General features: G+C 36.3%; 26 protein-coding genes. 22 read left to right on the top strand and 4 right to left on the bottom strand.

Features of this window, described 5'->3' with window-relative positions; genetic code table 11:
• Window positions 1-447 precede the first annotated feature (447 nt).
• The 4 genes from rho to prmC all read left to right on the top strand — a co-directional run bounded on the left by rho (window position 448) and on the right by prmC (window position 4,935).
• On the top strand, window positions 448-2,532 hold the full coding sequence (gene rho / locus K412_RS0107720) for a transcription termination factor Rho (protein WP_024832570.1): 2,085 nt from the start codon (window positions 448-450) through the stop codon (window positions 2,530-2,532).
• A gap of 183 nt (window positions 2,533-2,715) precedes the next feature.
• Window positions 2,716-2,925, top strand: coding sequence for a 50S ribosomal protein L31 (gene rpmE / locus K412_RS0107715; protein WP_024832569.1), 210 nt, complete (start codon window positions 2,716-2,718; stop codon window positions 2,923-2,925).
• 187 nt (window positions 2,926-3,112) lie between these two features.
• Window positions 3,113-4,039, top strand: coding sequence for a DUF1385 domain-containing protein (locus K412_RS0107710; protein WP_024832568.1), 927 nt, complete (start codon window positions 3,113-3,115; stop codon window positions 4,037-4,039).
• Window positions 4,040-4,056: 17 nt separating this feature from the next.
• Entirely contained in the window at window positions 4,057-4,935 is an 879-nt protein-coding gene (gene prmC / locus K412_RS0107705) for a peptide chain release factor N(5)-glutamine methyltransferase (RefSeq protein WP_024832567.1), read from the top strand.
• A 2-nt stretch (window positions 4,936-4,937) separates the two neighbouring features.
• Here prmC and ytvI read toward each other — a convergent pair whose 3' ends face one another.
• Complete coding sequence (gene ytvI, locus K412_RS0107700; protein ID WP_024832566.1) at window positions 4,938-5,999, bottom strand: sporulation integral membrane protein YtvI; 1,062 nt, start codon at window positions 5,997-5,999, stop codon at window positions 4,938-4,940.
• 493 nt (window positions 6,000-6,492) lie between these two features.
• On the opposite strand from ytvI, the gene K412_RS0107695 reads away from it, so the two are divergent.
• The 9 genes from K412_RS0107695 (at window position 6,493) to hypB (ending at window position 13,692) form a co-directional block, all read left to right on the top strand.
• Window positions 6,493-8,478, top strand: a complete 1,986-nt coding sequence (locus tag K412_RS0107695) for an NADH-quinone oxidoreductase subunit 5 family protein (RefSeq protein ID WP_024832565.1) — start codon at window positions 6,493-6,495, stop codon at window positions 8,476-8,478.
• Complete coding sequence (locus K412_RS0107690; protein WP_024832564.1) at window positions 8,475-9,332, top strand: respiratory chain complex I subunit 1 family protein; 858 nt, start codon at window positions 8,475-8,477, stop codon at window positions 9,330-9,332. Before K412_RS0107695 ends, K412_RS0107690 begins: the two co-directional genes overlap by 4 nt.
• An 81-nt stretch (window positions 9,333-9,413) precedes the next feature.
• Entirely contained in the window at window positions 9,414-9,863 is a 450-nt protein-coding gene (locus K412_RS0107685) for an NADH-quinone oxidoreductase subunit B family protein (protein ID WP_024832563.1), read from the top strand.
• A gap of 31 nt (window positions 9,864-9,894) precedes the next feature.
• The gene (locus K412_RS0107680; RefSeq protein WP_024832562.1) at window positions 9,895-10,275 is read left to right on the top strand and encodes an NADH-quinone oxidoreductase subunit C; all 381 of its coding nucleotides are present in this window, start codon (window positions 9,895-9,897) and stop codon (window positions 10,273-10,275) included.
• Window positions 10,275-11,354, top strand: a complete 1,080-nt coding sequence (locus K412_RS0107675) for a hydrogenase large subunit (protein ID WP_024832561.1) — start codon at window positions 10,275-10,277, stop codon at window positions 11,352-11,354. The genes K412_RS0107680 and K412_RS0107675 overlap by 1 nt, the downstream gene beginning before the upstream one ends.
• 35 nt (window positions 11,355-11,389) lie before the next feature.
• Window positions 11,390-11,764: a 4Fe-4S dicluster domain-containing protein gene (locus tag K412_RS0107670; RefSeq protein ID WP_024832560.1), complete on the top strand. Its 375-nt coding sequence runs from the start codon at window positions 11,390-11,392 to the stop codon at window positions 11,762-11,764.
• A 121-nt stretch (window positions 11,765-11,885) separates the two neighbouring features.
• Window positions 11,886-12,233 (top strand): hydrogenase maturation nickel metallochaperone HypA, encoded by a 348-nt coding sequence (gene hypA / locus K412_RS0107665; protein WP_242835577.1) that lies wholly within the window; start codon window positions 11,886-11,888, stop codon window positions 12,231-12,233.
• A gap of 68 nt (window positions 12,234-12,301) precedes the next feature.
• Window positions 12,302-12,970: a trimeric intracellular cation channel family protein gene (locus tag K412_RS0107660; RefSeq protein ID WP_242835575.1), complete on the top strand. Its 669-nt coding sequence runs from the start codon at window positions 12,302-12,304 to the stop codon at window positions 12,968-12,970.
• A 59-nt stretch (window positions 12,971-13,029) separates the two neighbouring features.
• Window positions 13,030-13,692 carry a hydrogenase nickel incorporation protein HypB gene (gene hypB, locus K412_RS0107655; protein ID WP_024832557.1) on the top strand — a complete coding sequence of 221 codons (663 nt, stop codon included), beginning with the start codon at window positions 13,030-13,032 and terminating at the stop codon, window positions 13,690-13,692.
• Here the strand turns inward: hypB and map are convergent.
• Both map and K412_RS0107645 read right to left on the bottom strand, forming a co-directional pair.
• The gene (gene map, locus K412_RS0107650; RefSeq protein WP_024832556.1) at window positions 13,658-14,470 is read right to left on the bottom strand and encodes a type I methionyl aminopeptidase; all 813 of its coding nucleotides are present in this window, start codon (window positions 14,468-14,470) and stop codon (window positions 13,658-13,660) included. The two genes, hypB and map, sit on opposite strands and share 35 nt — an antisense overlap.
• A 65-nt stretch (window positions 14,471-14,535) precedes the next feature.
• Window positions 14,536-15,657, bottom strand: a complete 1,122-nt coding sequence (locus K412_RS0107645) for a SpoIIE family protein phosphatase (protein WP_024832555.1) — start codon at window positions 15,655-15,657, stop codon at window positions 14,536-14,538.
• A gap of 151 nt (window positions 15,658-15,808) precedes the next feature.
• Between K412_RS0107645 and yyaC the strand changes: the two genes are divergently transcribed.
• The gene (gene yyaC / locus K412_RS0107640; protein ID WP_024832554.1) at window positions 15,809-16,426 is read left to right on the top strand and encodes a spore protease YyaC; all 618 of its coding nucleotides are present in this window, start codon (window positions 15,809-15,811) and stop codon (window positions 16,424-16,426) included.
• Between the two features lie 100 nt (window positions 16,427-16,526).
• On the opposite strand, the gene K412_RS0107635 is transcribed toward yyaC, so the two are convergent.
• Entirely contained in the window at window positions 16,527-19,133 is a 2,607-nt protein-coding gene (locus K412_RS0107635; RefSeq protein ID WP_024832553.1) for a DUF1349 domain-containing protein, read from the bottom strand.
• A gap of 229 nt (window positions 19,134-19,362) precedes the next feature.
• Here K412_RS0107635 and K412_RS0107630 point away from each other — a divergent pair, with 229 nt between their 5' ends.
• From K412_RS0107630 to K412_RS0107590, 8 genes are all read left to right on the top strand, one after another.
• A complete protein-coding gene (locus K412_RS0107630; protein ID WP_024832552.1) occupies window positions 19,363-19,878 on the top strand; it encodes a LiaI-LiaF-like domain-containing protein in 516 nt (171 codons plus the stop codon).
• A gap of 426 nt (window positions 19,879-20,304) precedes the next feature.
• Window positions 20,305-20,463, top strand: coding sequence for a rubredoxin (gene rd, locus K412_RS0107620; protein ID WP_024832550.1), 159 nt, complete (start codon window positions 20,305-20,307; stop codon window positions 20,461-20,463).
• Between the two features lie 115 nt (window positions 20,464-20,578).
• Window positions 20,579-21,295, top strand: a complete 717-nt coding sequence (locus tag K412_RS0107615; protein WP_024832549.1) for a gamma-glutamyl-gamma-aminobutyrate hydrolase family protein — start codon at window positions 20,579-20,581, stop codon at window positions 21,293-21,295.
• Between the two features lie 52 nt (window positions 21,296-21,347).
• A complete protein-coding gene (locus K412_RS0107610; protein ID WP_024832548.1) occupies window positions 21,348-22,184 on the top strand; it encodes a mechanosensitive ion channel family protein in 837 nt (278 codons plus the stop codon).
• A gap of 15 nt (window positions 22,185-22,199) precedes the next feature.
• Window positions 22,200-22,409: a DUF951 domain-containing protein gene (locus K412_RS0107605; RefSeq protein ID WP_024832547.1), complete on the top strand. Its 210-nt coding sequence runs from the start codon at window positions 22,200-22,202 to the stop codon at window positions 22,407-22,409.
• 86 nt (window positions 22,410-22,495) lie between these two features.
• Entirely contained in the window at window positions 22,496-22,789 is a 294-nt protein-coding gene (locus K412_RS0107600; protein WP_024832546.1) for a hypothetical protein, read from the top strand.
• A gap of 195 nt (window positions 22,790-22,984) precedes the next feature.
• Window positions 22,985-23,212: a DUF1858 domain-containing protein gene (locus K412_RS0107595; protein ID WP_024832545.1), complete on the top strand. Its 228-nt coding sequence runs from the start codon at window positions 22,985-22,987 to the stop codon at window positions 23,210-23,212.
• 13 nt (window positions 23,213-23,225) lie between these two features.
• The gene (locus K412_RS0107590; protein WP_024832544.1) at window positions 23,226-24,455 is read left to right on the top strand and encodes a DUF438 domain-containing protein; all 1,230 of its coding nucleotides are present in this window, start codon (window positions 23,226-23,228) and stop codon (window positions 24,453-24,455) included.
• The last annotated feature ends 210 nt before the right edge of the window (window positions 24,456-24,665 follow it).

The raw sequence follows: 24,665 nt of genomic DNA, 5'->3' as shown, positions 1-24,665 counted from the left end.
CCATATATGAAACATCTACAATATTATGTCTATCATTTAAATTTTCTATTATGTAAAGAATTAGGTATATGATTTTTATATTACGTAAACTATACCCAAATAGCTTAAAAAGGTGTAGTATTAAAAGAAGTGAGGGTAATATGAATTAAAACATACCTTAATGGCAATAATTACGGAAGGGTGAATTTTATTTCCTCAGGTCAAAAGTGAAATCAAATAAGGCTAATAACCTACATAGCTGAACTGAGACTATTTTCCATGTTAGTAAATTTTAATAACATTGACATGTATTTACACTTTTGATATAATGGTTTTTGTGGGATATTCAAAAATTCTCCTCTAGAAAACGGAAGAAGTAGTTTGATTTTCTATAAAGATTTTCGTGATAAATATTTTCCTTACTTTTTATTGGTCTGAATAGTAAAAGATTTTATAAGGTGGTGAATTATGGACCAAGTTAATTTACAATCAAAAACGTTAGAAGATTTGAGATATATTGCAAAAATGCTGGGGATGAAAAATATATCCAAATATAAGAAGAGTGAGTTAGTAGAACTACTTAGTGAAAACTCCAAAAAGCTTAAATCTGATGATATTGTGGAAGAAGTTGTTTCTAAAGAAATTAAAACGGCTGAACCAGCTGCGAATTCGAAAGAAACTCAAGCAAGCGAAGAAAGGTCCAAAGAAACATCAGAGGAGGTTCCTGTCTTAAGAAAATCCCGGAGAGGAAGGCCAAGCAAGGCCTCGAAACTAATGGACAAGCCGGAGAATACCGGTGTATCTGATTTACTTACTAACGTTACAGGTCAAGATAATCAGGGTAATAATCCAAATTTGGTATCAGAACAAAGTGATAAACCAGACAGATTGTCTGACACGTTAAAGCATCTGGAAACAAAAAATAATATAGAGAAAAAGTCTCATGGAAGAGGACGAAAAAAGAGTATTCAACCTTCTATCGAACTCCCGGATAATGAAAATAAATTAGTATTAAATACATCAAACGTATCAGAAGTTTCAGAAAAAGATAATATAATCAATTCGGCAGACTCAGAAAATATAAAGGACAGTAAAAACAGCGGATTAGAGCCCAAGGAATCAGTAGAACAGCCGAAAAGTGCTTCTGATGAAAAAATATCCGAAAAAAGTGAAAAGGATTTGAAACCTCAGACATACAAAAAGGATGATCAGTCTTCAACAAGGCAGGATAACAGACAACAGCACAGGCAAGCTAAATCCTTTGCAAACACAAATGGTAAGTCTGATATTCCAGCGGAACCACAGCGTATGCCGTTAAATCAGCAGCCGCAGCAGGTTCAGCCTCAACAATCTATACCATCCCAGCCTCAGGTTATTTCACCTCAGATTCAACAACCGCAAGGTAGTGAAAAAATAGAAAGTGATGATCCTGTAGAAGGAGTTCTCGAAGTATTACCGGATGGTTATGGCTTTTTGAGAAGCGAAAACTATCTGTCCGGACCTAAAGATGTTTACGTTTCTCCTTCACAAATAAGACGTTTTGGTCTTAAAACCGGTGATAAGTTAAGGGGAAAAGGCAGGATACCAAAAGAAGGCGAAAAATTTCAGGCATTATTATATGTACAGTCAATTAACGGAGACACTCCTGACGTTGCGTCTAAGAGAGTTTCCTTTGAATACTTAACACCTATATATCCTGATAGCAGAATCACTCTTGAAACTTCACCTAGAGAATTTTCAACAAGGCTTATAGATCTTATAGCTCCAATTGGAAAAGGACAGAGAGGAATGATTGTATCTCCTCCTAAAGCGGGTAAAACAATACTTTTGAAAAAAATTGCAAATGCAATTACAATTAATTACCCGGAAGCGGAGCTAATAGTACTGCTTATTGATGAAAGACCTGAAGAGGTAACCGATATGCAGCGTTCTATAAAAGGAGAAGTAATTTATTCTACTTTTGATGAAGTCCCAGAACATCATATAAAGGTTGCTGAAATGGTGCTTGAGAGAGCGCAGCGTCTTGTGGAGCAAAAGAAAGATGTTGTAATTCTTCTAGATAGTATAACAAGACTTGCAAGGGCATATAACCTGACTATTCCTCCAACAGGAAGAACATTATCAGGCGGTTTGGACCCAGGTGCACTTCATAAGCCAAAGAGATTTTTCGGAGCAGCAAGAAACATTGAAAATGGCGGAAGCTTGACGATTATGGCAACTGCGCTTATTGAAACAGGAAGCAGAATGGACGATGTTATCTTTGAAGAATTCAAAGGAACGGGTAACATGGAACTCCATCTGGATAGAAAGTTATCCGAAAAGAGAATCTTTCCTGCAATCGATATTAATAAGTCTGGAACCAGACGTGAGGAACTTCTTCTCAGCCAAAAAGAGCTTGAAAGTGTCTGGTCTATAAGAAAGGCTATGAGCAATATGGGAACTGCAGAAGTCACCGAGATATTAATAAATAAGCTTATGCAGACCAGAACAAATGATGATTTTGTAAATAGTATTAAAATATCTTTTTTAGATAAGAATTCACAGGATAGATAATAATCCAATATATAGTTATTGTAAGTACTAAAAAAAGGTATTGCGGTGTATTTGATTTTATGTTAGAATATCACTTGCCTCTTTAATAAGCAACTAAGTACATTTTATTGTACGTTGAATATATAATAATAATGCTGTTCATTGAGGACATTGCAATTATGTTTTGAAAGAAGGTGAAAAGCAATGAAAGAAGGAATTCATCCAGAATATTCTGAAGCAGTAGTAAAGTGTGCTTGTGGCGAGACTTTTACAACTGGTTCAACAAAGAAATCCCTTCACGTTGAAATTTGTTCAAAGTGTCATCCGTTCTATACAGGTAGACAAAAACTCGTTGATACTGGTGGACGTGTTGATAAGTTTAAGAAAAAATACGGTATTGTTGATAATGCGTAATGAAGGTATTATAAAGACTGGGAATGATTTTTCCCGGTCTTTTGTTTCATATCTGTAAACAAATTACTATTTTGCTTTTCTTTTAATAATATTCGAGTTATAATCTTTTTTAAGGGTTAAGTCTTTATATAGACAAGTCTGTGCATATTGTGATTTTACCAACTCTGTTTTTGATATAGGAGGAAAAATGAAAAAGACGACGATTGGTGGTCAAGCATTACTCGAAGGTCTTCTCATGATAGGGCCGGAGTACAGAGCTACGGCAATTAGGAAGTCGGATGGAGAGATAATTGTTGAAAAACATCCGCAAAAGCCAAAAGGTAAGCTGTCAAAGATTCCAATAATAAGAGGTGCTGTAAATTTATTTTCCCAGATGGTAATAGGAGTTAAGGCTCTTATGTATTCTGCTGAGTTTATAGACCTCGAAGATGATGATAAGAGTTATGAACCTTCAAAAATTGAGAAGTTTCTTGAAAGAAGATTTGGAGATAAGATAACGGATATAGCTATTTACTTTTCAGTAATATTATCCATTTTTATAAGTGTAGGTTTGTTTATATTGCTTCCTAATCTTGTTGCAGGGTTTATACCTGTAAAAGGAGTTGTAATTAAGAACCTTGTAGAAGGAGCTCTTAGAGTAAGTATATTTATAGCTTATTTGGCTCTTGTATCACTGTTGAAAGATATGAAAAGAGTGTGGGAATATCACGGGGCAGAGCATAAAACCATACATTGTTATGAGCATGGTGATGAGCTTACTGTTGAGAATGTAAGAAAATATACCACAAAGCACCCTAGATGTGGTACTTCATTATTTTTTACCATTATGATAATTAGTATTTTAATATTCTCATTTACCGGATGGCACAATATATTTCTAAATGCAGCAATCAGAATTCTCCTAGTGCCTGTAGTGGCAGGAGTTTCATTGGAACTTATAAAATTTGCGGTAAGACATGACATATGGCTGTTCAAGGTATTAAGTGCTCCCGGACTTATGTTCCAAAAGTTTACTACCAGAGAGCCCGACGACAGTCAGATTGAAGTAGCAATAGCCGCTTTTAATGAAGTTATACCAAACAGCGGCGTCAGCGATGATTGGGGAAAAGACTAAAGTTATTACGGTGAAATATGAACATAAATGAATTTATACATTATGCGAAAGATAAATTAAAAAACGCAAATATTGAGACCCCGGTACAAGAAGCCGGGGTTATGCTATGTCAGGTACTTAATTGCACAAAGGCATATCTTTATGCCTTTGGAGATAGAGAATTGAGCCTTGATGAAAAGTCAAAACTTGAGGATATGCTGGCTCAACGTGTTAAAAATATTCCGCTGCAATATATCCTAGGGGATACGGAATTCATGTCATTGAGGTTTATGGTAACTCCGGCAGTTCTGATTCCCAGACAAGATACAGAAATTTTAGTGGAAAAGGTTATTGAGCTGACAAAAAAGCAAGTATTAAAAGGGCAGAATGAAAATAGTAACGTTAGAGTAAAAGTTTTGGATATGTGCACAGGCTCAGGCTGCATAGCAGTAAGCATTGCGCATTTCTGTCCCCAATGTGACATTGTAGCTTGCGATATATCCCAAGAAGCAATTAAAGTAGCAGAAGCTAATAGTGAGTTGAATGGAGTACGAAACAGAGTAGAGTTTTTTTGCGGAGACTTGTTTGAAGCACTTAAAGGCAATTACAGATTTGATTTCATAGTAAGTAATCCACCCTATATAGAAACAGAAACAATATGTGGCCTTCAGAAGGAAGTCCGGAGTTATGAGCCTGAATTAGCACTTGATGGCGGTGCAGATGGACTTGATTTTTATAAAAAGATTACGGCTACAGCCCCTGAATATCTTAATAAACTTGGCTGGCTTGTTTTTGAAATCGGGTATAATCAAGCTGAAAAGGTTTCTGCCCTAATGAAAGAATCCTTTATTAATGTACAGGTGCTAAAAGACTACGGTGGAAATGACAGAGTTGTAATGGGGCAGCTGGCAGTTTGAAGTTAATCGTTCCATAACCGCATTGCACCCGAGTCCTGAAGCCTCTTTACCACGATAATGCTTATAGGGCCCACAAACATTCCTATTATTCCAAAGAACTTTAACCCTATATACATTGCAAGGAGGGTTACTAGAGGGTGCAGACCAATCTGGCTGCCTACAATCTTAGGCTCCATTATTTGTCTTATAAGTATGCCAAGAACGTAAATTATACCAAGTCCCATGGCAAGAGGCATATCTCCCGATATTATGGTCCACAAAATCCACGGAACCATTACAACTCCGGTACCTACGATAGGAATTGCATCTGATAGTCCCACTAGCAAGGCTATAAGAAATGCATATTTTACATTTAAGATAAACAGTCCTATGCTTACTTCTATAAAAGTAAATCCCATAAGGATAAGGATAGCTTTAAAGTAACCCAGAAGTGCTTTAAAGGTATCTTTTTTTAAGGTGACTATGTTTTTTCTCCAGGAAAATGGGAGTTGTCTGTAAAAAAAGGAAGAAATACTTTTTTTATCGCTACTTATGAAATATGTACCCAGAATTGTTACAATAACAAAAACCGTCAACCTTGGAATAGAGGTCACAGTGTTTATTACGTACTGAATAACGGAAGTTATCATGGAGCCAATTTGCTCTGAAAAAGATTCAAGATTTTTGGTTATTGCGCTGGTTACCTGTTCCGGAAGCCCGTTATAAAATATTGTTGCTTTGTCTATCAATTTGTTAATTTTAACAGATATATCGCTGGAATATGAGGTTAGATTGTCTTGCAAAACAATCAATTCATTATAGATTTTTATAATTCCTACGGTTAAAGCAAATCCAAGTACTGACATTGTAAATAACAGGGATATGGCCGCAGCAGCCTTTCGTGATATCTTGAGCTTTTGGAGCAGTTTGATAACAGGTTCATTAATATAGGAAACGATTAAAGCTATAACAAATGGAGCAAAAAAAGGTAAAAGGTATGTTATAGACAGATAAATTGTCGCAAAAATAAGCAAAATCAAAAAAATCTTTTTAATTGTAGATTGATACTTATTCCATAACTGCATGTAGTGATACTCCTAACCCCGTTACCAAATCTTTATATTAATTTATACATTATAATGGTATAAAAGTACATTTTCAAGATAATTTTAGGGAAATATATGTATACTGCCCATAAGTAGTTATGGATGAGTATAAAACATACTGTAAAGGGAATTTGGAACACAATTAGAAGCTTTCAGCAATTTTTGTATACAATACACAGCTATAACTTATTCAAACGCCTTGAAACATAGGCTTCTATTAAATTAATTATAAAAAAAATCTGTAAATTGATAAACGGAAGACATTGCAGGAGAATAAGTGACAAAAGTAATAATTGAATATTTTTTTTACCTAATAGCGAGATTGACTAAAGCACTATTTATAAATTATCATTTATAAGGGATTTAGAATGACTTTTTATTTTTTTGTCTTTTTAGAATTTTATTATGTAACAAATAATGAGATTCTTAAAAATATGAGGGTTAAAATTACATTTTGAAAGGAGAATAAGCTGTGGATTGGTATTTATTACTGGCAGCTATTCTGCTGCCTGCATTAAGTGCGGCATTATGCTATATTCTGAAGAATCAGAAGTTGCGTATTGCTGTAGTGAGCATTTCTACACTGCTGCTTTTTGCGGTGGCAGGCGGCTTCATAGCACTTATGATTAACTCTCCTGAAGGAAAACTGGTTTTCCAGATGGATGAGCATGTACTCGAGATTGTGGGTTGGTTGATTAAAGGACTTGACTTTTTACTTTTCTGCTATATCGGATATATAGGTATAAAGCATAAAAAAGCAATAGTTCTTGTATTAACAGTGTTACAATTTATTCCTTGGGTTTTATTTGAGATATTTGGAGTGTTTGGCAAGGTTCACGAGCCAGAACAGGCATTTATAATTGACCATCTGTCATTAATAATGATAATGCTTGTTTCAATTATCGGACCCATTGTTACATTTTTCGGTCTTGGCTACATGAAGGAACATGAACATCACTTGCACCTGAAAGTTTCAAGACAACCAAGATTCTTTATGATACTATTTATATTCCTTGGTGCAATGAACGCATTGGTTATGACAGATAATTTATCCTGGATGTATTTCTTCTGGGAAGTAACAACACTTTGCTCATTCCTACTTATTTCACATGATGGAACTGAAATAGCTATTAAAAACGGTTTGAGAGCATTGTGGCTTAACTCAGTGGGCGGTGTAGCTTTTATTATCGCCATATTAATGGTAAACACAAGCCTGGATACGCTTTCAATACAGGCTATATCAAACTCGGGAATGCAGGGTGCTTTTACAGGGATGCTGCCAATAGCACTTGGCCTTCTGTGTATAGCAGGGTTTACAAAATCCGCACAGTTCCCGTTCCAGAGCTGGTTGTTAGGCGCCATGGTTGCACCTACACCTGTATCAGCACTACTTCACTCAAATACAATGGTTAAGGCGGGCGTATATCTGGTTGTAAGAATTGCTCCTGCTTTTGCTGGTACGAGACTTGGACAACTGGTGGCTGTTGCCGGAGGATTTACTTTTGTAGCTGCCTCAGCTATTGCAATAAGTCAGAGTAATGCAAAGAAGGTTCTTGATTATTCAACAATAGCAAATCTTGGATTAATAATATGCTGTGCAGGAATCGGTACAAGAATATCTCTGGCAGCTGCTATTCTTCTCATGATTTTCCATGCTGTATCAAAGGGATTACTCTTCCTTTGTGTAGGTACTATCGAGCTTGGTATTGGCAGCCGTGACATCGAAGATATGCAAGGGTTATTTAAAAAGATGCCTTTTACTACAGTTATTACAGTAATTGGTCAGATTTCAATGCTTTTGCCACCTTTCGGTGTATTGATAACAAAGTGGATGGCAATAGAGACAGCTGTACACAACCCACTGGTATTGTTATTTATAATACTTGGAAGTGCCCTTACAGTTGTATTCTGGTCTAAGTGGATTGGAATAATTCTTACAATGTCATACAAACCTAAGTATCATGTGGAAAAGCTTTCTTTTTCAATCAGAGCTGCTTTGTCAGTGTTAATTGCTTTGGTAATGGCAGCAAGTATTGGAATTGCTCCTCTATATAACCAGTTTGTAAAGCCTCAAATAGTGGCATTTAATATTGCTGACAAGGAGATGCTTTCCGGAACTGGTATGGGAGTATGGTTGGAAAAGGTTAATCAGGCTGTTTATGGAGGGTTTGCTTCTATAATATTCTTTGGTGTGATTTTGATATTAATGGTTGCAATACCTATCATTACAAACAGAATCAAGCCTGCAAGATTAAAGCCGCCATATCTTTGCGGCAGTAATGCAGATGAAGATTTAAGAGGATTAGACTTTATTAGCCCTGGTGACAAAGTTGAAAAGGTAGTTGTTAGAAACTATTACATGGAGTCTGTTTTTGGTGAAAACAAGCTGACTTTCTGGCTCAACCTTGCTGCAGGTGCAATTATAATAATTTTGTTAGGGGTGGTGATCGGATTATGAGCATAAACAATATTTTAACCGCTGTTATTGCCATAATAGCTGCTCCGATTTTGGGTGGATTACTTTTTGGTATTGACAGGAAAATTACTGCAAGAATGCAGAATAGATTCGGACCTCCGGTGCTTCAGCCTTTCTACGATTTCTTTAAATTGATTGGCAAGCAGGGAATTGCCGTTAACCAGACTCAAATGGTTTATGTTTTAGGACATTTGTTCTTTGCAATAGGTGCACTGGTTATGTTGGTTTTAAAACAGGATTTGCTAATGCTTATGTTTATTCTGGCATTTTCAGGTGTATCACTGATAATGGGTGCAATGAGTGTTCGTTCCCCTTACAGTAAGATTGGTGCTCAGAGAGAAATTATGCAGATGATGGCATATGAGCCTGTATTGCTGTTAATGGTTGTTGGTGTGTACAAGGTAACAGGAAGCTTTATGATTTCTGATATTTTCAACCACGACAAACCTCTGTTGTACAGCTTGCCTCTTTTGTTCCTGGCATTCATTTATGTTTTGACAATAAAGCTGAGAAAGTCACCTTTTGACTTTTCAACTTCTCACCATGGTCATCAGGAATTGATAAAAGGTGTTACTACCGAATTTTCTGGTACTCAGTTGGCATTGCTGGAATTGACAGACTGGATTGATTTGGTACTGCTCCTGGGATTAATTTCATTGTTTTTTGCAAAACCTTTATGGGTAGGTATATTAATAGCATTAGTATGTTATTTCTTTGAAATAGTTATTGATAATATCAGTGCCAGAGTTACCTGGCAATGGATGGTTAAAATTACTTGGGTTGCAGGTATCGGTGCGGCTCTGGTAAATATTGTATGGATGTATCTGATTCCTTAATAAGAACTACTAAATATATTGGAGGTTGCTTGCAAAAAATTATATTTGCATGCAGCCTATCCTGTAAGAAAGGTGAATTGTATGGGTATAATAAGCAAATCAAGGAAGAAATCACCCTGGATAATGCATTACGACTGTACAAGCTGCAACGGATGTGATATTGAGACACTTGCATGTCTCACTCCAATGTATGATGCAGAGCGTTTGGGTATTATAAATGTTGGTAACCCAAAACATGCTGATATATTGCTTGTAACCGGTTCTGTAAATAAGAGAAACGAAATTGTATTGAAGAATATATACAATCAAATGCCTGACCCTAAGTGCGTTGTTGCTATTGGAGCATGCGCTTGTACCGGGGGTATTTTTAAGGAATGTTATAATGTACTTGGCGGAGTTGAAAATGTAATTCCCGTTGATGTATTTGTTCCAGGGTGCTGTGCAAGACCTGAAGCCATAATAGACGGTATAGTTCAGGCTATAGGTAAACTTGACGAAAAGGCTGAAGCAATGAAGAAGGTAGCTAAATAAGGGCTGTCAAGGCTCATGGAGGTAAAATAGAATGATTGAAAATTTGGTGGAAATTACAAGTGATCAGCTACTTGCGGAAGTTCAGAAATGCAAGTATGATGGATACAGATTCGTTACTACCACTAGTGTAGATAACGGTGATGACACTATAGATATTGTATATCATTTTGATATCGACTATAAAATGAAGAACTTAAAGATTACTGTTAAGAAGGATGAAGAAGTTCCAAGCATTTCTAAAGTTTATGTCAGCGCTTTACTGGTTGAAAATGAGATAAAGGAACTGTTTGGAGTTAATATTACCGGAATTATAGTAGATTACGGCGGACACATGCTTCTTTCAGAGGAAGAACTTGGCTCACCAATGTTAAGACAGCAAATAACTATTGAAAAAAGAGGGGGTAATTCATAATGAGTTCAACTATAGTTCCTTTTGGGCCACAGCATCCTGTGCTTCCAGAACCCCTTCATATCAAGTTAGTTATGGAAGATGAAAAAATTGTAGATGCAATACCAGCTATAGGATATGTTCACAGGGGCCTTGAAAAGCTAACTGAAACAAAAGAGTTTACTCAAAACACATTTGTTGTTGAAAGAGTTTGCGGTATATGCAGTGTAATGCATGCAATGGCTTATTGTCAGGGTATCGAAGAATTGATGAATATTGAGATTTCCGACAGAGCAAAGTTTTTAAGAGTTATCTGGGCAGAGCTTCACAGAATGCATAGCCATTTCCTTTGGTTGGGACTTCTAGCTGATGCTTTTGGTTTCGAAAGTCTTTTCATGCAGACATGGAGAGACAGAGAAAAGGTAATGGATATAATGGAAGAAACAGCCGGAAGCAGGGTTGTTATTTCATGTAATACAATAGGTGGTACAAGAAGAGACCTGACTAAAGAGCAAATGGCGAAAATTATTACAACAGTTGATGAAATCAAGCATGATTTAGAACAGGTTGAAGCAGTATTCCTTAACAATTATACTGTTAAGCACAGATTGGTTGGAGTGGGGGTTCTCACAAAAGCTGATGCAATCGAATATTGTACAGTAGGACCCATGGCGAGAGCAAGCGGTATTGCTATGGATATGAGAACTACTGGATATTCTGCATACGGACAACTGGATTTTGAGCCTATTACTCATAATGACGGTGACTGCTATGCAAGAACCTATGTAAGACTCAAAGAGATATATCAGTCTATTGACCTTATAAAACAGGCTATAGCAAAGATACCTGAAGGAGAGCATGTTGTTCCTTTTAAGGGATTTCCGCCAAAGGGAGATGTAATATCAAGAGTTGAGCAGCCAAGAGGGGAAGTTCTCTATTATTTAAGAGGAAATGGTACAAAGAATTTGGATAGATTGAGACTTAGAACTCCTACATTTGCAAATATTCCGTCACTTCTGAAGATGTTGCCGGGAAGTCAGCTTGCAGATGTACCTATGCTTATTCTGACCATTGACCCATGTATATCCTGTACCGAGAGATAATATAAATGTATTTGGTAGATAGGAGGTCATAAGAGATGTTTAAGATGATGGAAAATGTATTTAAGAATCTTACTTCAAAGCCTGCAACCAGAATGTATCCTATTGAAAAAAGAGAACCGTTTAAGGATTCTAGAGGTCAAATTGAAGGTATTGAAATAGATAAATGTATTTTCTGTGGAATTTGCCAGAGAAAATGTCCAGCTAATGCCATAACGGTAAATAAAGCTGAGAAGTCCTGGGAGATAAACCAGTTTAAGTGCGTAATATGCAATGCTTGTGTTGAAGCTTGCCCAAAGAAATGTATTGTAGCAAGTGCAGAGCATAAAACTGCACAAACCAAAAAAGAAAATTACAAAGCTGTTCAGCCTCCAAAAGAAGCTGAAAGCGATAACAACAAGGTTACAGCTTAGGCATAATAATAAGTGAATTTATATATACTAGTAAAATTCAGAGGAAGAAAAGGCTTTCTCTGAATTTTAGTGTTTGTGGATATAATATTATTGATATAACATACATTAAGTCACGGAGGTTATGGACGTGCATGAATACGCGGTAACCCAGTCGATGCTTAAGCTGGTTTTAGATGAAGCCAAGCGGGTTGAGGCGTCAAAAGTACTGGAAATTAGGCTTGTAATAGGCGATTTGTCAACTATAGTTGACGACTCGGTGCAAATGTATTTTGATATTATGAGTGAAGGTACCATTGCCCATGGAGCAAAACTTGTTTTCAGACGCGTGAAAGCAGAATTTAAGTGCAGAGAATGCGGAGAGGTATTTATAAAGCCCGCCACAGGTTTTGATTGTCCTAAGTGCGGGGGACTTGGTATGCCAACTGGCGTAGGCAGGGAGTTTTATATAGAAAGTCTTGAAATCGAATAGCAAAAACACATTCTTTCAGCATTTTCATATTATGAAGTATGATATGCTGCTGGAGTGGGTCTTAATTTATGCTGAGAGGAAGCTTCATGTTGGTTCTGGGTATAGTTGATATAATAGGTACAGTAGCTTTTGCTGTATCAGGAGTTCTTGTAGGAATCAGGAACAAGCTTGATTTGTTCGGTATATATGTGTTAGCTATGGCAACTGCTTCCGGCGGGGGGATTATACGGGATACTGTAATTGGAAGAGAAGTACCTGTTTTTTTTGTACAATGGAAGTACTTCGTTGCAATAACGGCAACGATGCTTGCTACCTGCTTTTTGTACACAATAGTTAACAGAGTTATGTCCTTTATAGTATTGGCTGATGCTATAGGGCTGGGAGTTTTTACAGTAACCGCTACATATAAGGCCATGGAATACGGGCTGCCTCTTCTCGGTATTGTTTTCGCAGGAGTTATAACCGGGGTTGGCGGAGGTATACTAAGAGATATAATGGTTAATGAAATTCCTTTAATATTCAGAAGTGAAATATATGCCATTCCGTCAATTATAGGCTCTCTTTTGTTCTACTTCTTACATGGACGAATTAGCCTTAGCTTAAACATATATCTGTGTGTAGGACTAATATTTGCAATTCGAATGATATCTGTTAGGTTGAGATTGCATTTGCCTGTAATAAGCAAGAGCAATGGAGAAGCGCATGCAGGAAATAACCGTAAGAGCTTTAGGATGTAAGGTATATATGGCACAAGTGTATTAACTCAAAGTTTCAAAATAATTATTTGGAGGTACTTATGGAAATAAAAGTTATGAAAAACATAATGCATGCCAATGACAGGCTTGCAGAAGAAAATAGAAATTACTTTAAAAGTAAGGGAATAAAGGCTGTCAATATAATGGCTTCACCCGGTTCAGGAAAAACCAGTACTATTATGAAGCTTATAGAAGCTTTTGATGACAGAGCAAGTGTAGCTGTAGTTGAAGGAGATATTGCGTCTTCTATTGATGCAGAAAAAATAGACAAGCTGGGTAATCCTGTTGTTCAGATTAATACCGGAGGAGGATGCCACCTTGACGCAAATATGATAAAGAGCGCTGCAGAGAGTCTGCAACTAAAGGATGGGACAATCCTATTTATTGAAAATGTGGGGAATATTGTATGCCCTTCTTCCTTTGACTTAGGTGAAGGTATAAAAATGGTTATTGCTAGTGTACCTGAGGGACATGACAAGCCTTACAAATATACCTCAATGTTTGAACTTGCGGATATTGTTGTACTTAACAAGACAGATTTAATGCCTTATATCGACTTTGATAAGGACAGCTTTTACAAAGGCGTTAAGGCATTAAATGAAAATGCAAAGATTATTGAAGTATCATGTAAAACAGGTGAAGGAATAAATGAGCTTGCAGATTGGATGCTTAATGTGCAAGTATCTCATAACCCGTCTGTGTAACAGCTACAGTATATTCCCATTGGGCAGATAAAGAACCGTCTTTTGTGGTTACAGTCCAATTGTCTTTTCCAATCTGGACCTTATAACTGCCCTCGTTTATCATAGGTTCTATTGTAAAAACCATTCCGGGAAGTATCAGGAATCCCATGTCCTTCCTCTGAAAATGATCGACATGGGGTTCTTCATGAAAGTGAATTCCCACTCCATGCCCGCCTAAATCACGAACAACGCTATAGCCGTTTTTATTTGCAAAAGGCTCAATCGCTCTTCCTATATCATTTATTGAACCGAATGGTTTAACTTGTTTTGTTCCTATATCAAGACACTCTTTTGTTACTTCTACAAGCTTTCTTGCATTTGGTGAAACATCGCCTATCATATACATTCTGCTAGCATCTGAAAAATATCCGTCTAAAATAGTAGAAACATCAATGTTGACTATATCTCCTGATTTGAGAACGGTTTTCTCATTGGGGATTCCATGACAGACAACATTGTTTATAGAAGTACAAACACTTTTGGGGAACCCGTTGTAATTCAGTGGCGCAGGAATTGCATTTTGTGCAACTGTGTATTCATACACAATTTTATCTATTTCTGCAGTGGTTATGCCCGGTTTCACTTCTTTTTCCAATAAATCAAGTATCTGAGTAGTAATCTCACCGCTTTTGCGAATACCTTCAATTTGCTGAGAATTTTTTAGTAGGGATTTATGGGGTATTATATATCCCATGCTTTTAAAATTTTCAAGTTTTTGTGCAATATCATTGATACTCACTAAATACACTTCCTTAATAATGTTTTTAAAGTCCTATATTAAATTATAACAAATATAAACTATATTTACTTTATTTCCAGTAAAGCAATAGTAATATCATCCATTATCTCATGAATAGTGCTGCCGGAAAAGGACAAGGCCTTGTCTACAAGCTTGGATATTATACTTGAAGGGTTTAAGTCCTTCCTTAAAAAATGCTCTATGATTCTGTCCTCTCCAAATTGCTCGCTGGACTTGTTTTTAATTTCAATTATTCCATCAGTGTAGAATAATAATCTGTCCTTTGGATTAAGCTTTTGTGTTACTTCAGTATATTCAGGATTATCTACCCAGTTGCTGATAGGTATCCCTTTAGTTCTCAAAAGCTTGAAGTCATCTCCTGAAAATAATATAGGAGGAACGTTTAGACCAGCATTTGAGTAACAAAAACTATAATCTGATATATTTATTATTCCATAAAATACGGAAATATAAAGCTCATCTTCGAAACCGTTCTTATTAAACTCCTGATAGAGCTGAGTCAGTACCTTTGACGGCGAAAGTGAGGACTTATCTATAGCAGCACGTAAAAACATTGTAAGCATAGATGCTGCAACTCCGTGACCGGATACATCAGCAATATAAATACCTACGTGATCTTCGTCAATTTCAAAAATATCAAGAAAATCACCGCCAATCATTTCACAGGGCTTATAAACGTAGCTGAAACTTATTTTTTCTCCAACAAACTGTTGTTTTGGCAGAAGACTACATTGTAGCTTTCTTGCTATGGAAAGGTCCTCTCTAAGCTGTTCGTTCTGTCTTTCCAATTCCTGACTTAATGCTTTAAGTTCAGTTATATCATGGAGTACTTCGATAACAGCTTCCACGTTATTTGATTGAAAACTTTTTAAAGGCGAGCTTGTCACTGAAAAAACACGCCCGTTTATTGTTTCTTCCTTGGAACTAGGAAGATTTTTACCTCTGAGGCTTGAGATACAGTTTGGACAGGGAGAAGAACGTCCAAGAACTTCAAAGCACTTTCTGCCAACGGCATCATAGCCCAGTCCTTCACGCATCGGTTTATTGACAAATAAAACCGTTCCATCTTTGTCTATAACTCTAACCCAATCCTGCATTCCATCTATAATATCTTCTATAAAATTTGATTCTAATGATGCAAATTCTTTAACAATTTTATCTGACAATAAGCACCAACCTTTCGTATTCAAATGAAAACATACTTTTTTTCTATTCACATATATTTTAACATAGTTTTTCAAGAAGGTACTATTTAATCTTATTCTTGTCAATACTACTTAATAAATTATATAGAAGGGATTAGATGGTGATAGCTGTATGAATTCAGACAGCAAGGTTAACAATTTAAAATATATTGACTCTAATAATGCAACCGCAATTTTATCTTTTTCAGATGCTCTTTACAAGACTCTAACAAACTGTAAAACAGAAGGATATCGAGAAATCGTTATTATATGTATAGGGACAGACAGATCAACAGGAGACAGCCTTGGGCCTATCATCGGATACAAACTTAGAGGAATGAATTATAGTAATGTATATGTGTATGGTGACTTGGAAAGTCCGGTCCACGCAAAAAATCTTCAGGAGACAATTAAAAGCATATACAAAAGGTATGAAAAACCTTTTCTAATTGCTATTGATGCATCACTTGGAAGAACAGATCATGTTGGTTTTATTTCGGTAGGCGAAGGTTCTATAAGACCCGGTTCTGCATTGAACAAGGATTTGGAGCCTGTTGGACACATGCATGTTACCGGAATTGTCAATGCCGTGGGATTCATGGAATTTATGGTTCTTCAAAATACGAGACTTGGTACAGTAATGAAGATAGCGGATATTGTTGCAACCGGTTTAAAGTATGTTATGTGGAAGATTTCAAGGGAAGGTATACTGTCGGGAGAAGGCCGTCAAGTAGAAAGATGGAGTATATGAAGTTGAAAAAAGTAGTCCCTTATATAAGAGACTACTTTTTATATATTCTTCACAATATTCTATAACAATCTTATTTCAGCTGTAATATTGCTTTCTTAAATTACTGCAGCTTAGGGAAGACAGTTATCTGACCAAGGATATACTTCCTAACAAAAGCAGAATCAAACATATCTATGATACCGTCACCATTAACATCTGCTGCCCACATATCATCATCAACTGGGAAATCATTAATTATGCCTAGACTATAATCTACAATTAATGATTGATCATAATCGTTAATAATGCCGTTTCCGTCTACATCACCTACGAGAGACCAGCTGTAATCTACGCTGACATAGCTGTTATCCCCATCATTCTGAAGTTCAGGGCCTCTATATGTTGAATATGTATTATTAATTTTGTCGTGAACCCTGAAGCTTTTTAATGTAACAGGGGAACCATCTTGCTCATCGTCTCCCACCATTAAATACCACTTGTATGTTTTAGTCTTGTCCAAATTGAACTTTGTAATAAAGTCTGTCATATCAACTGCAAAGTTGCCATCACAAGCAGTTCCGTCATCATTAAAGTCAAAAGGCTCTTCATGAGAGAAATAGTTTAAGGTGCTAGGAAAGAAATATGCTTCTGGCATGTTTTTATCCATTTCAGAATAGCCTACGGCAATCCTAAGCTGATTTTCTTTTGCATGGCTTACCGTAAACTCCGCAATAAGCTGAGGTTCATAATTCCTTCTGGGTGTTATCCACTCAAATGCATCCTTAAAAATTGGTTTTCTTGTTGGGGTGTTAAACTGACTGAATTGAGAATTTCTATATAAACTGTCATAAGTGACATAGTAGAAACCATCATAGCCATAATTTGTTCCCCAACTGTTGGCTAGTTTAAAAATGCCTTTTTCTTCAGGCTGAGGTATTCCATCACCATTCACATCGCCCCACCAAATATTGTCATCGTAACCTACAAGGGTCATTTGATGACCTGCGTCAATTTCGTCAACCATATAATAGAAGTGCTTTCCAACTGCATAATCGTCATTTACTGTAGGATCAGGATTATCAAGAATTACATTGGGATATTGCACAAAATTGTAAATACCTGTATCAAAGGATAATACATAACCATTGTTCAATAGCTGTTTTATACGATCTAAATTATTTTCATTTGCATCTATATATCCGTACTTATCCATTCTGTAGTTTATTGCATTTTCCCATGCATTTAAATCGGTACTCAGTTTGAATCCATCCACACCATCATCTACATACGGTGCATCCGCCAATGTTGCACAACCAGAATCCAAATACGATTTATATATGCTGCTCATAACTCCGGTGCCACTAAATGTAGTACTTACACTATTAGCAAACTTGGGAGAAAAAACTTTACTTCCGGTAGTATCATTTTTAACATCCCATTGTTGGCCTGCGTTTATCTTGGCAAGGCCAACCATATGTGTCATCATATAATACCCGGTGGACCAGGCAATGCAATCCCCATTAACCTGCAAGCCTATATTGGGGAAACACTGCAAGGTACTGTTATCCACCGATGAAGGAAGTGACTCAGCGTATATTGTATTCAAATCTACCGAATTTCCCTGAACGATAACGTTGTTGGGAGTATCGTCTGTAATAATTTCTTCTCCAACCTGAACAGGATTAACTTCTACCAAAGGTTTATTTTCCTGTTGCCGTCTTGTATTAATACGATCCAAACCAATGGAATTTAACCGGATATTATTAATATCGCTTGATGGTACCAGTGCATTCTGTGACACTATTTTTATAGGGCTGCTTTCTGGTGACCTGTTCCCCTTTGCATCCACTGCAACCACGTAGAGCTCAATGATATCTTTGTAATCAATACCATAGCAATTAAACATACAATTCTTTGTATAATGTTTCAGATTGCCATTAACGTAGATCTCATACATTGCTGTTCCTGAATCATCAGAGGCTTCGTCCCATGCTATTTGACACGAGGGCTGGGACTCATAAACAACTCTTAGATTAGTGGGTGCCAGTGGCGGAGTATTATCTGTATACTCAATATCAATATTTTCAAAGCGGGCTGTACACAGCTTGTTGGGGTCAGTTGATGTAGCTGCAAAACCTATATATACCTTTGAATTCATAGATATTGTCTGAGTATTGCCAACCTTTGTCCAATTACTTCCGTCAGTTGACATAAATGATTCGAAGTTATTCCCCAACCTTGTCATTTTTAAATAAACGGGTACACTGCCAGAAGTACCAGCATCAGCAGCGCTAGAACCTCCTGTCACAGTTCTGTACTGGAACTGGATCTGATTTGATTTATTTAATGCAATAAATGCATTCTTACTATCTGTACTTAGACTCTCTCTTATCATAAGTCCTGCTTTACCAAAAATATCTGAACAGCTCTCCGAGACAATTTTTGCCTGAATTGTACAGTCACCATGTACAGGTATGTATGAATAAATTAATGAATCCTCGGTATTAAAAGCACCTGACCCGCTACCTGCAACAATTATCTTATCTGTAAAAACATCAGCGGAAGAGAATTCATGTGTACTACCTATTTTGCTGTAATTCCAGTAGTTTACATTAGTTATACCTTCTGCACTGACTTGGATTGTATCAAATCCAAGATTAAACATCATATACTGGATTAGAACTGCAAGAGCCAGTACTATACTTATCTTATTTAGTTTTTTTCTCATGTAGCCTCCTCTTAAAATGAGTATTAGAATATATTGGAAGAATATAATATATATTTATACCATTTTTGGTAAAAAAGTGTCAATGTTCCGATATATTGCACATGGATTAATTATATTAACTTTTTTCAGACTTTTTAAAAATTAATCCTTATAATAATATATAAGAATCAAAACAGCTGTGTTAATAATTTTTATATATGCTATTTAAGGACTTTTAAGGAGGATTTTTATGAATAACAGGCATAGAGGTACCATGGTTGTAGGAGTGGTGCTGATAATATTAGGAATACTTTTCCTACTAAGTAATTTTGGTATATTTGAGATTTATTTTGATATTTTTGATATAGGTTTTCTATTTGCACATTTCTGGCCTATGTTTTTGATAATTCCCGGAGTGGTTTTCCATTATGCATACTTTACGGCAAAAACACCTGATGCAGGCTTGTTGGTACCAGGAGGTATTTTACTTGTAACAGGTCTTACTTGTCAGATTTCAATGCTGTTTGACTTGTGGGCTTTCATGTGGCCGGGATTTATACTTGCAGTTGCAGTAGGCCTCTTTGAACTTTATCTTTTTGGTACAAGAGAAAAAGGACTTTTGATTCCTGTGTTTATTCTGGGAGGATTATCTCTTATTTTCTTTACTTTCTCACTGGGAAGCTCATGGGTACTCAGAACTTACCTTGTACCGGGTATACTCATATTGGGTGGAATTTTAATAGTAACTCGAAATCGAAGAATTTAAGTGCCTGTTTGCTCATTAATTGCATATACTGTATTAGTTATTAAGAAGATTCTTGGGAGTTGTCCTTAAGAATCTTTTTAAAAATAAATACATAAACACTGCTCAAGGGACATTATGAGCAGGGGACAGAGGTGTGCTTTTATGAGTAGCGAGGATAATATTACAGTAAAGCTTGAAAATCCTAAATGCTATATGTATAATGAAATACAACATTTATTTTCCCAAAATACGGAAGTTTCGGAGGTCGGAGATTTTGTGGATACCCAGAAGTATAAACCGACTAAACACCAGAAGGCTTTTAAATTTAATAAAAATTTAAAAAAAAGGTGTTATGCGAGATAAAATTTGGGAATATATATTGTAGTAAATACAATACGATGAGGCCGAATTTCTTTTTTCGGCTAAGATTAAATTAGGAGGGTAACTATGGATAAATACGTTTGTACAGTATGCGGTTATGTTTATGACCCCGAAGAAGGGGATCCTGATGGTGGAATTGCACCGGGAACAGCTTTTGAAGATATACCTGAGGATTGGGTTTGCCCAGTCTGTGGAGTAGGCAAGGATATGTTTGAAAAACAATAAAAGCATATTACAATAAAAAACGTAAGCAAGAGAGAAACGGTTTTCCCTATAGTCAGCGGAAAACCGTTTTTATTCGCCGACAGAAAATCTAAATATCAGGATGGGGGATGAATAAATGTATAAGGGCAAGCCGATAATTGGAATTACTGCTGCATTTGATTATGACAAAAACATCAGCACTTTGAAGAATGATTATTATGAGGCAATTATTCAATGTGGTGGATTACCCGTTATAATCCCTGTAACTGAAGAAAAAAGCTCATGGGTTGAGTACTTGGATATATGCAGCGGATTTATACTTTCAGGAGGTCCGGATATTGATGCTGCATATTTTGGTAAAGGCAATATGCCATATGCAAATGAGATTTCACCAATACGGGACAGTATGGAAATTTTTATTACACAACAGGCTATAGCTATGGATAAACCCATTCTTGGTATTTGCAGAGGCTGTCAGATAATGAATATTGCAGCAGGGGGAAGCATATATCAGGACATATATGCCGAGTGCAGCGACAAAAATACATTGTTAAAGCACAACCAGCAGGCCCCAAGATGGTTTCAGATACATGATGTTACTATATACAAACCATCCTGCTTATACAATGTTTTTGGTATGGATAGCATCAAGGTTAATTCATTTCATCATCAGGCTGTCGGTGAAGTAGCTCCGGGATTTACAGTAAATGCTTGCTCTCAGGATGGTATTATTGAAGCAATAAGTAATGAAAATAAGAAATTTGTTTTAAGTGTACAGTGGCATCCGGAGAATTTGTGGAGAAAGAACCGGACGCATTTAAAGCTATTTGAAAGGCTTGTTTCAGTATGTTAAAATAGTCCGAAGAACACTTTGTAGTTTTGCGAAACAGAAGCGGAGGGAAAGGATGCTTAGCACTGTAAAGGGAAAGCTTGAGAATCTGCTTGGAGATTTTTATGCTCCTGTAATGATATTACTTAAAACACTCGTAGTGCTTATAGTTGCATTTGCGTTAGTCAAAATAGGCAGGATAGTTATAAAGAAACTTTTCGATAAACAAAAAAAATTAAAGTATAAGATTGATGATAAAAGAATCGACACTATATCAACGTTGACTATAAGCATATTCAAATATACTGTATATATAGGAGCGCTACTCACAATATTATCGGGGATACTGGACTTGAAGGCAATACTGGCTGCAGCGGGGGTAGGAGGTGTTGCTTTGGGATTCGGAGCCCAGAGCCTTGTGAAGGATACAATTTCAGGTTTTTTTATACTACTTGAAGATCAGTATGCTGTAGGGGATACGGTAACTATTGAAGGTCTTACGGGTAGAGTTGAACATATGGAGCTTAGAGTTACTAGACTGAAAAACTATACCGGGGATTTGTATATTATTCCTAACGGTGAAATCAGAAAAGTTATTAACCACACCAGAGATAACAAGCTGGTTGTTGTGGATATTCCAATAGCATATTCAAGCAATATGACTAAGGTTACTGAAATCACTAAAAAGGTATGTGAGGAGGTTAAAAAGAAATTTGACAAATTCACTGAAGACCCGTCCATATTGGGAATAACCAGTTTTAGCGAACATAATATGAATTTAAGGATTACGGCACGTACACTCCCAAATGAACAGTGGGAGATTGAACGGCAAATACGTCTTAAAGTAAAGGAAGAGTTTGAGAAAAACGGGCTTGAGTTTTTTGACAGAACACGACTCATAAAGCCGGAATGAAAGGAATAATGGATTATGCCTGATAAATTTTCAGTTGGTGATGTAGTAGAAATGAAAAAACAGCATCCCTGCGGTAGCAAGCAATGGGAGATAATTCGAACTGGAGCTGATTTTAGGATAAAATGTGTGGGATGTGCCCACCAGGTAATGCTTGCAAGGACAAAGTTTGAGAAAAGTGTAAAGAAGATTATTAAAAGTGCAGTATTAGATGAAGGTAATGTATAGGAAATCCATGTCATGGAAACAATTCGTAATATTATTAAATATTACAAAAGTACCGTTGTTTTAGGTATTAAGACATGGAGGCTGAAATGGCAGATACTAATAAGGCGCAACCATCACAAACATTTGAAACCATCATAAAAGATTACCTGCATCAGGGAAAAGAAAAACTTGAAAAGGATTTGGCAGGTACAAGAGAGGCTATAAAGCTTATAGCCCGGGATAAAACAAGAAATTTTATGCGTACAATGGATATGGGACTTAATGAAGAAGAAAGGGAATGCTTACATTCATTAATAGTAACAAGTATGTACCAATCTTTTTGCTACGGTTACGGTATAGGAAAAATAGAAGGAGAAACAAAACAAAAAGTATGTATTTAATCCTTATAGGATAGAAGCCGTTAAAAGCAATCTAAGTTGCTTTTAACGGCCGTTTTTATTTAGACTTTTCCTTTTGTGCATACAAAAACCCTTCTATAGCATGAATCTTAAAATATTACCAAATAATACTAAGATTATAATTTTATGGGAATAATAAATACTAACAGTTTTACAGATTGGAAGTAGGTGTTTATTATATCAAAAGTAATTGATTTATCAAAATCCGTACATGATATCTGCAAAGAATATCCGGAAATGATAGGTATTCTTAAAGAAATAGGCTTTGAGAATATTACTGCACCGGGTATGTTAAAAACTGCAGGACGTATTATGACAATACCCAAAGGAGCTGTTATGAAGGGTATAGAGATGCAAAAGATTAAAGAAATACTTGAAGGAAAGGGCTTTAGCATTAAAGAATGAAAGGTTGGTGTTTATGAGCGAAGTAATCAATAACAGAGAATACAGGCAAAAAGTTTTAAAAGAACTTATTTCCGAATTGCACAGAGGCAAAAGTGTAGATGAAGTTAAAGAGCGGTTTGAAAAGCTTATTGAGGGAGTTTCTCCTACTGAAATATCTGAAATGGAACATTCTCTTATGATGGAGGGAATGCCTGTAGAAGAGGTACAAAGGCTTTGCGATGTTCATGCGGCAGTTTTTAAGGGTTCAATTGAAGAAATTCACAGGCCCCAAAAGCCTGAAGATGTGCCTGGACACCCTGTACACACTTTTAAACTTGAAAATAAAAAAATAGAAAGTCTGATTGATAAAATTAAGACTGACATTGAAAAATTTCGAAGTCAGGATACACGTGAGAATATACAAAATCTTAGAAATGACTTTGAAAAGCTTTGGGAAATAGACAAGCATTATTTAAGAAAAGAGAACCTTTTATTCCCTTTTATGGAAAAGTACCAAATCACAGCACCTCCAAAGGTAATGTGGGGAGTTGATGATGAAATACGAGATGCAATAAAGGACGTAAAGGCCCTTCTAACAGACTACAGTAGCGTAAACAAAGAGCAGTTGTCAGATAAGGCTGAAGAGACGGTAGTAAGAGTCAAAGAAATGATATTTAAGGAAGAGAATATACTATTTCCAATGGTATTGGAAACATTGTCTGAGGACGAATGGCTCATTATTGAAGAGGGCAGCAGTGAAATAGGGTACTGTCTTTTGGAAAATGTTGTTAAATGGAAGCCAGTAAAGATAAACGTTGAAAAAAAGGCTGAAAAAGAAGGTGAGGAGCCTTCGAATAACGGTTATATAAAGTTTGATGCAGGAATTATGTCTCCTGATGAAATTAATGCGGTTTTGAATACGCTTCCATTGGATATGACCTTTGTAGATAAGGACGGTATAGTAAAATACTTTACACAGGGGAAGGAAAGAATATTTGCCAGAACAAAAGCCATTATAGGCAGGGAAGTGAAAAATTGTCATCCTCCGGCAAGTGTTCATATTGTAGAAAAAATTGTAGAGGATCTCAGCTCGGGTAAAAAGGATCATGAAGATTTTTGGATACGGATGGGAGATAAATTTGTGTATATAAGGTATTTTGCAGTTAGAAATACCAAAGGTGAATACCTGGGAACTATTGAGGTTACACAGGATATCAAACCAATACAGGATATTACAGGTGAGAAGAGACTTGCATCCTCTTGATTTTTTCTTTTTGGCCTGTACGAGAGTATAAATTGTATCAATGGAAGCTTGATTAAAGATATTTGCAGTTGTTTCTCGGCGAAGTCGGATATTTTACCGGAACACCTACACGATGTAGGTGTTAGCGATACAATGAATCATGGATGATGAATGTGAGCGACGGTAAAATATCCTAAGATGAGCAGCTAGAAACACTTGCAAATATCTTGG

This window comes from Ruminiclostridium josui JCM 17888 (genome assembly GCF_000526495.1).
GTDB lineage: Bacteria > Bacillota > Clostridia > Acetivibrionales > DSM-1351 > Ruminiclostridium > Ruminiclostridium josui.
Note: the sequence above shows the minus strand (reverse complement) of the source record. Positions and strands in the feature narration are given on the sequence as shown.

Coding starts and splice junctions, on each gene's coding strand:
- rho (WP_024832570.1), top strand. CDS start 448: ATGGACCAAGTTAATTTACAATCAAAAACGTTAGAAGATTTGAGATAT.
- rpmE (WP_024832569.1), top strand. CDS start 2,716: ATGAAAGAAGGAATTCATCCAGAATATTCTGAAGCAGTAGTAAAGTGT.
- K412_RS0107710 (WP_024832568.1), top strand. CDS start 3,113: ATGAAAAAGACGACGATTGGTGGTCAAGCATTACTCGAAGGTCTTCTC.
- prmC (WP_024832567.1), top strand. CDS start 4,057: ATGAACATAAATGAATTTATACATTATGCGAAAGATAAATTAAAAAAC.
- ytvI (WP_024832566.1), bottom strand. CDS start 5,999: ATGCAGTTATGGAATAAGTATCAATCTACAATTAAAAAGATTTTTTTG.
- K412_RS0107690 (WP_024832564.1), top strand. CDS start 8,475: ATGAGCATAAACAATATTTTAACCGCTGTTATTGCCATAATAGCTGCT.
- K412_RS0107685 (WP_024832563.1), top strand. CDS start 9,414: ATGGGTATAATAAGCAAATCAAGGAAGAAATCACCCTGGATAATGCAT.
- K412_RS0107680 (WP_024832562.1), top strand. CDS start 9,895: ATGATTGAAAATTTGGTGGAAATTACAAGTGATCAGCTACTTGCGGAA.
- K412_RS0107675 (WP_024832561.1), top strand. CDS start 10,275: ATGAGTTCAACTATAGTTCCTTTTGGGCCACAGCATCCTGTGCTTCCA.
- K412_RS0107670 (WP_024832560.1), top strand. CDS start 11,390: ATGTTTAAGATGATGGAAAATGTATTTAAGAATCTTACTTCAAAGCCT.
- hypA (WP_242835577.1), top strand. CDS start 11,886: ATGGACGTGCATGAATACGCGGTAACCCAGTCGATGCTTAAGCTGGTT.
- K412_RS0107660 (WP_242835575.1), top strand. CDS start 12,302: ATGCTGAGAGGAAGCTTCATGTTGGTTCTGGGTATAGTTGATATAATA.
- hypB (WP_024832557.1), top strand. CDS start 13,030: ATGGAAATAAAAGTTATGAAAAACATAATGCATGCCAATGACAGGCTT.
- yyaC (WP_024832554.1), top strand. CDS start 15,809: ATGAATTCAGACAGCAAGGTTAACAATTTAAAATATATTGACTCTAAT.
- K412_RS0107635 (WP_024832553.1), bottom strand. CDS start 19,133: ATGAGAAAAAAACTAAATAAGATAAGTATAGTACTGGCTCTTGCAGTT.
- K412_RS0107630 (WP_024832552.1), top strand. CDS start 19,363: ATGAATAACAGGCATAGAGGTACCATGGTTGTAGGAGTGGTGCTGATA.
- rd (WP_024832550.1), top strand. CDS start 20,305: ATGGATAAATACGTTTGTACAGTATGCGGTTATGTTTATGACCCCGAA.
- K412_RS0107615 (WP_024832549.1), top strand. CDS start 20,579: ATGTATAAGGGCAAGCCGATAATTGGAATTACTGCTGCATTTGATTAT.
- K412_RS0107610 (WP_024832548.1), top strand. CDS start 21,348: ATGCTTAGCACTGTAAAGGGAAAGCTTGAGAATCTGCTTGGAGATTTT.
- K412_RS0107605 (WP_024832547.1), top strand. CDS start 22,200: ATGCCTGATAAATTTTCAGTTGGTGATGTAGTAGAAATGAAAAAACAG.
- K412_RS0107600 (WP_024832546.1), top strand. CDS start 22,496: ATGGCAGATACTAATAAGGCGCAACCATCACAAACATTTGAAACCATC.
- K412_RS0107590 (WP_024832544.1), top strand. CDS start 23,226: ATGAGCGAAGTAATCAATAACAGAGAATACAGGCAAAAAGTTTTAAAA.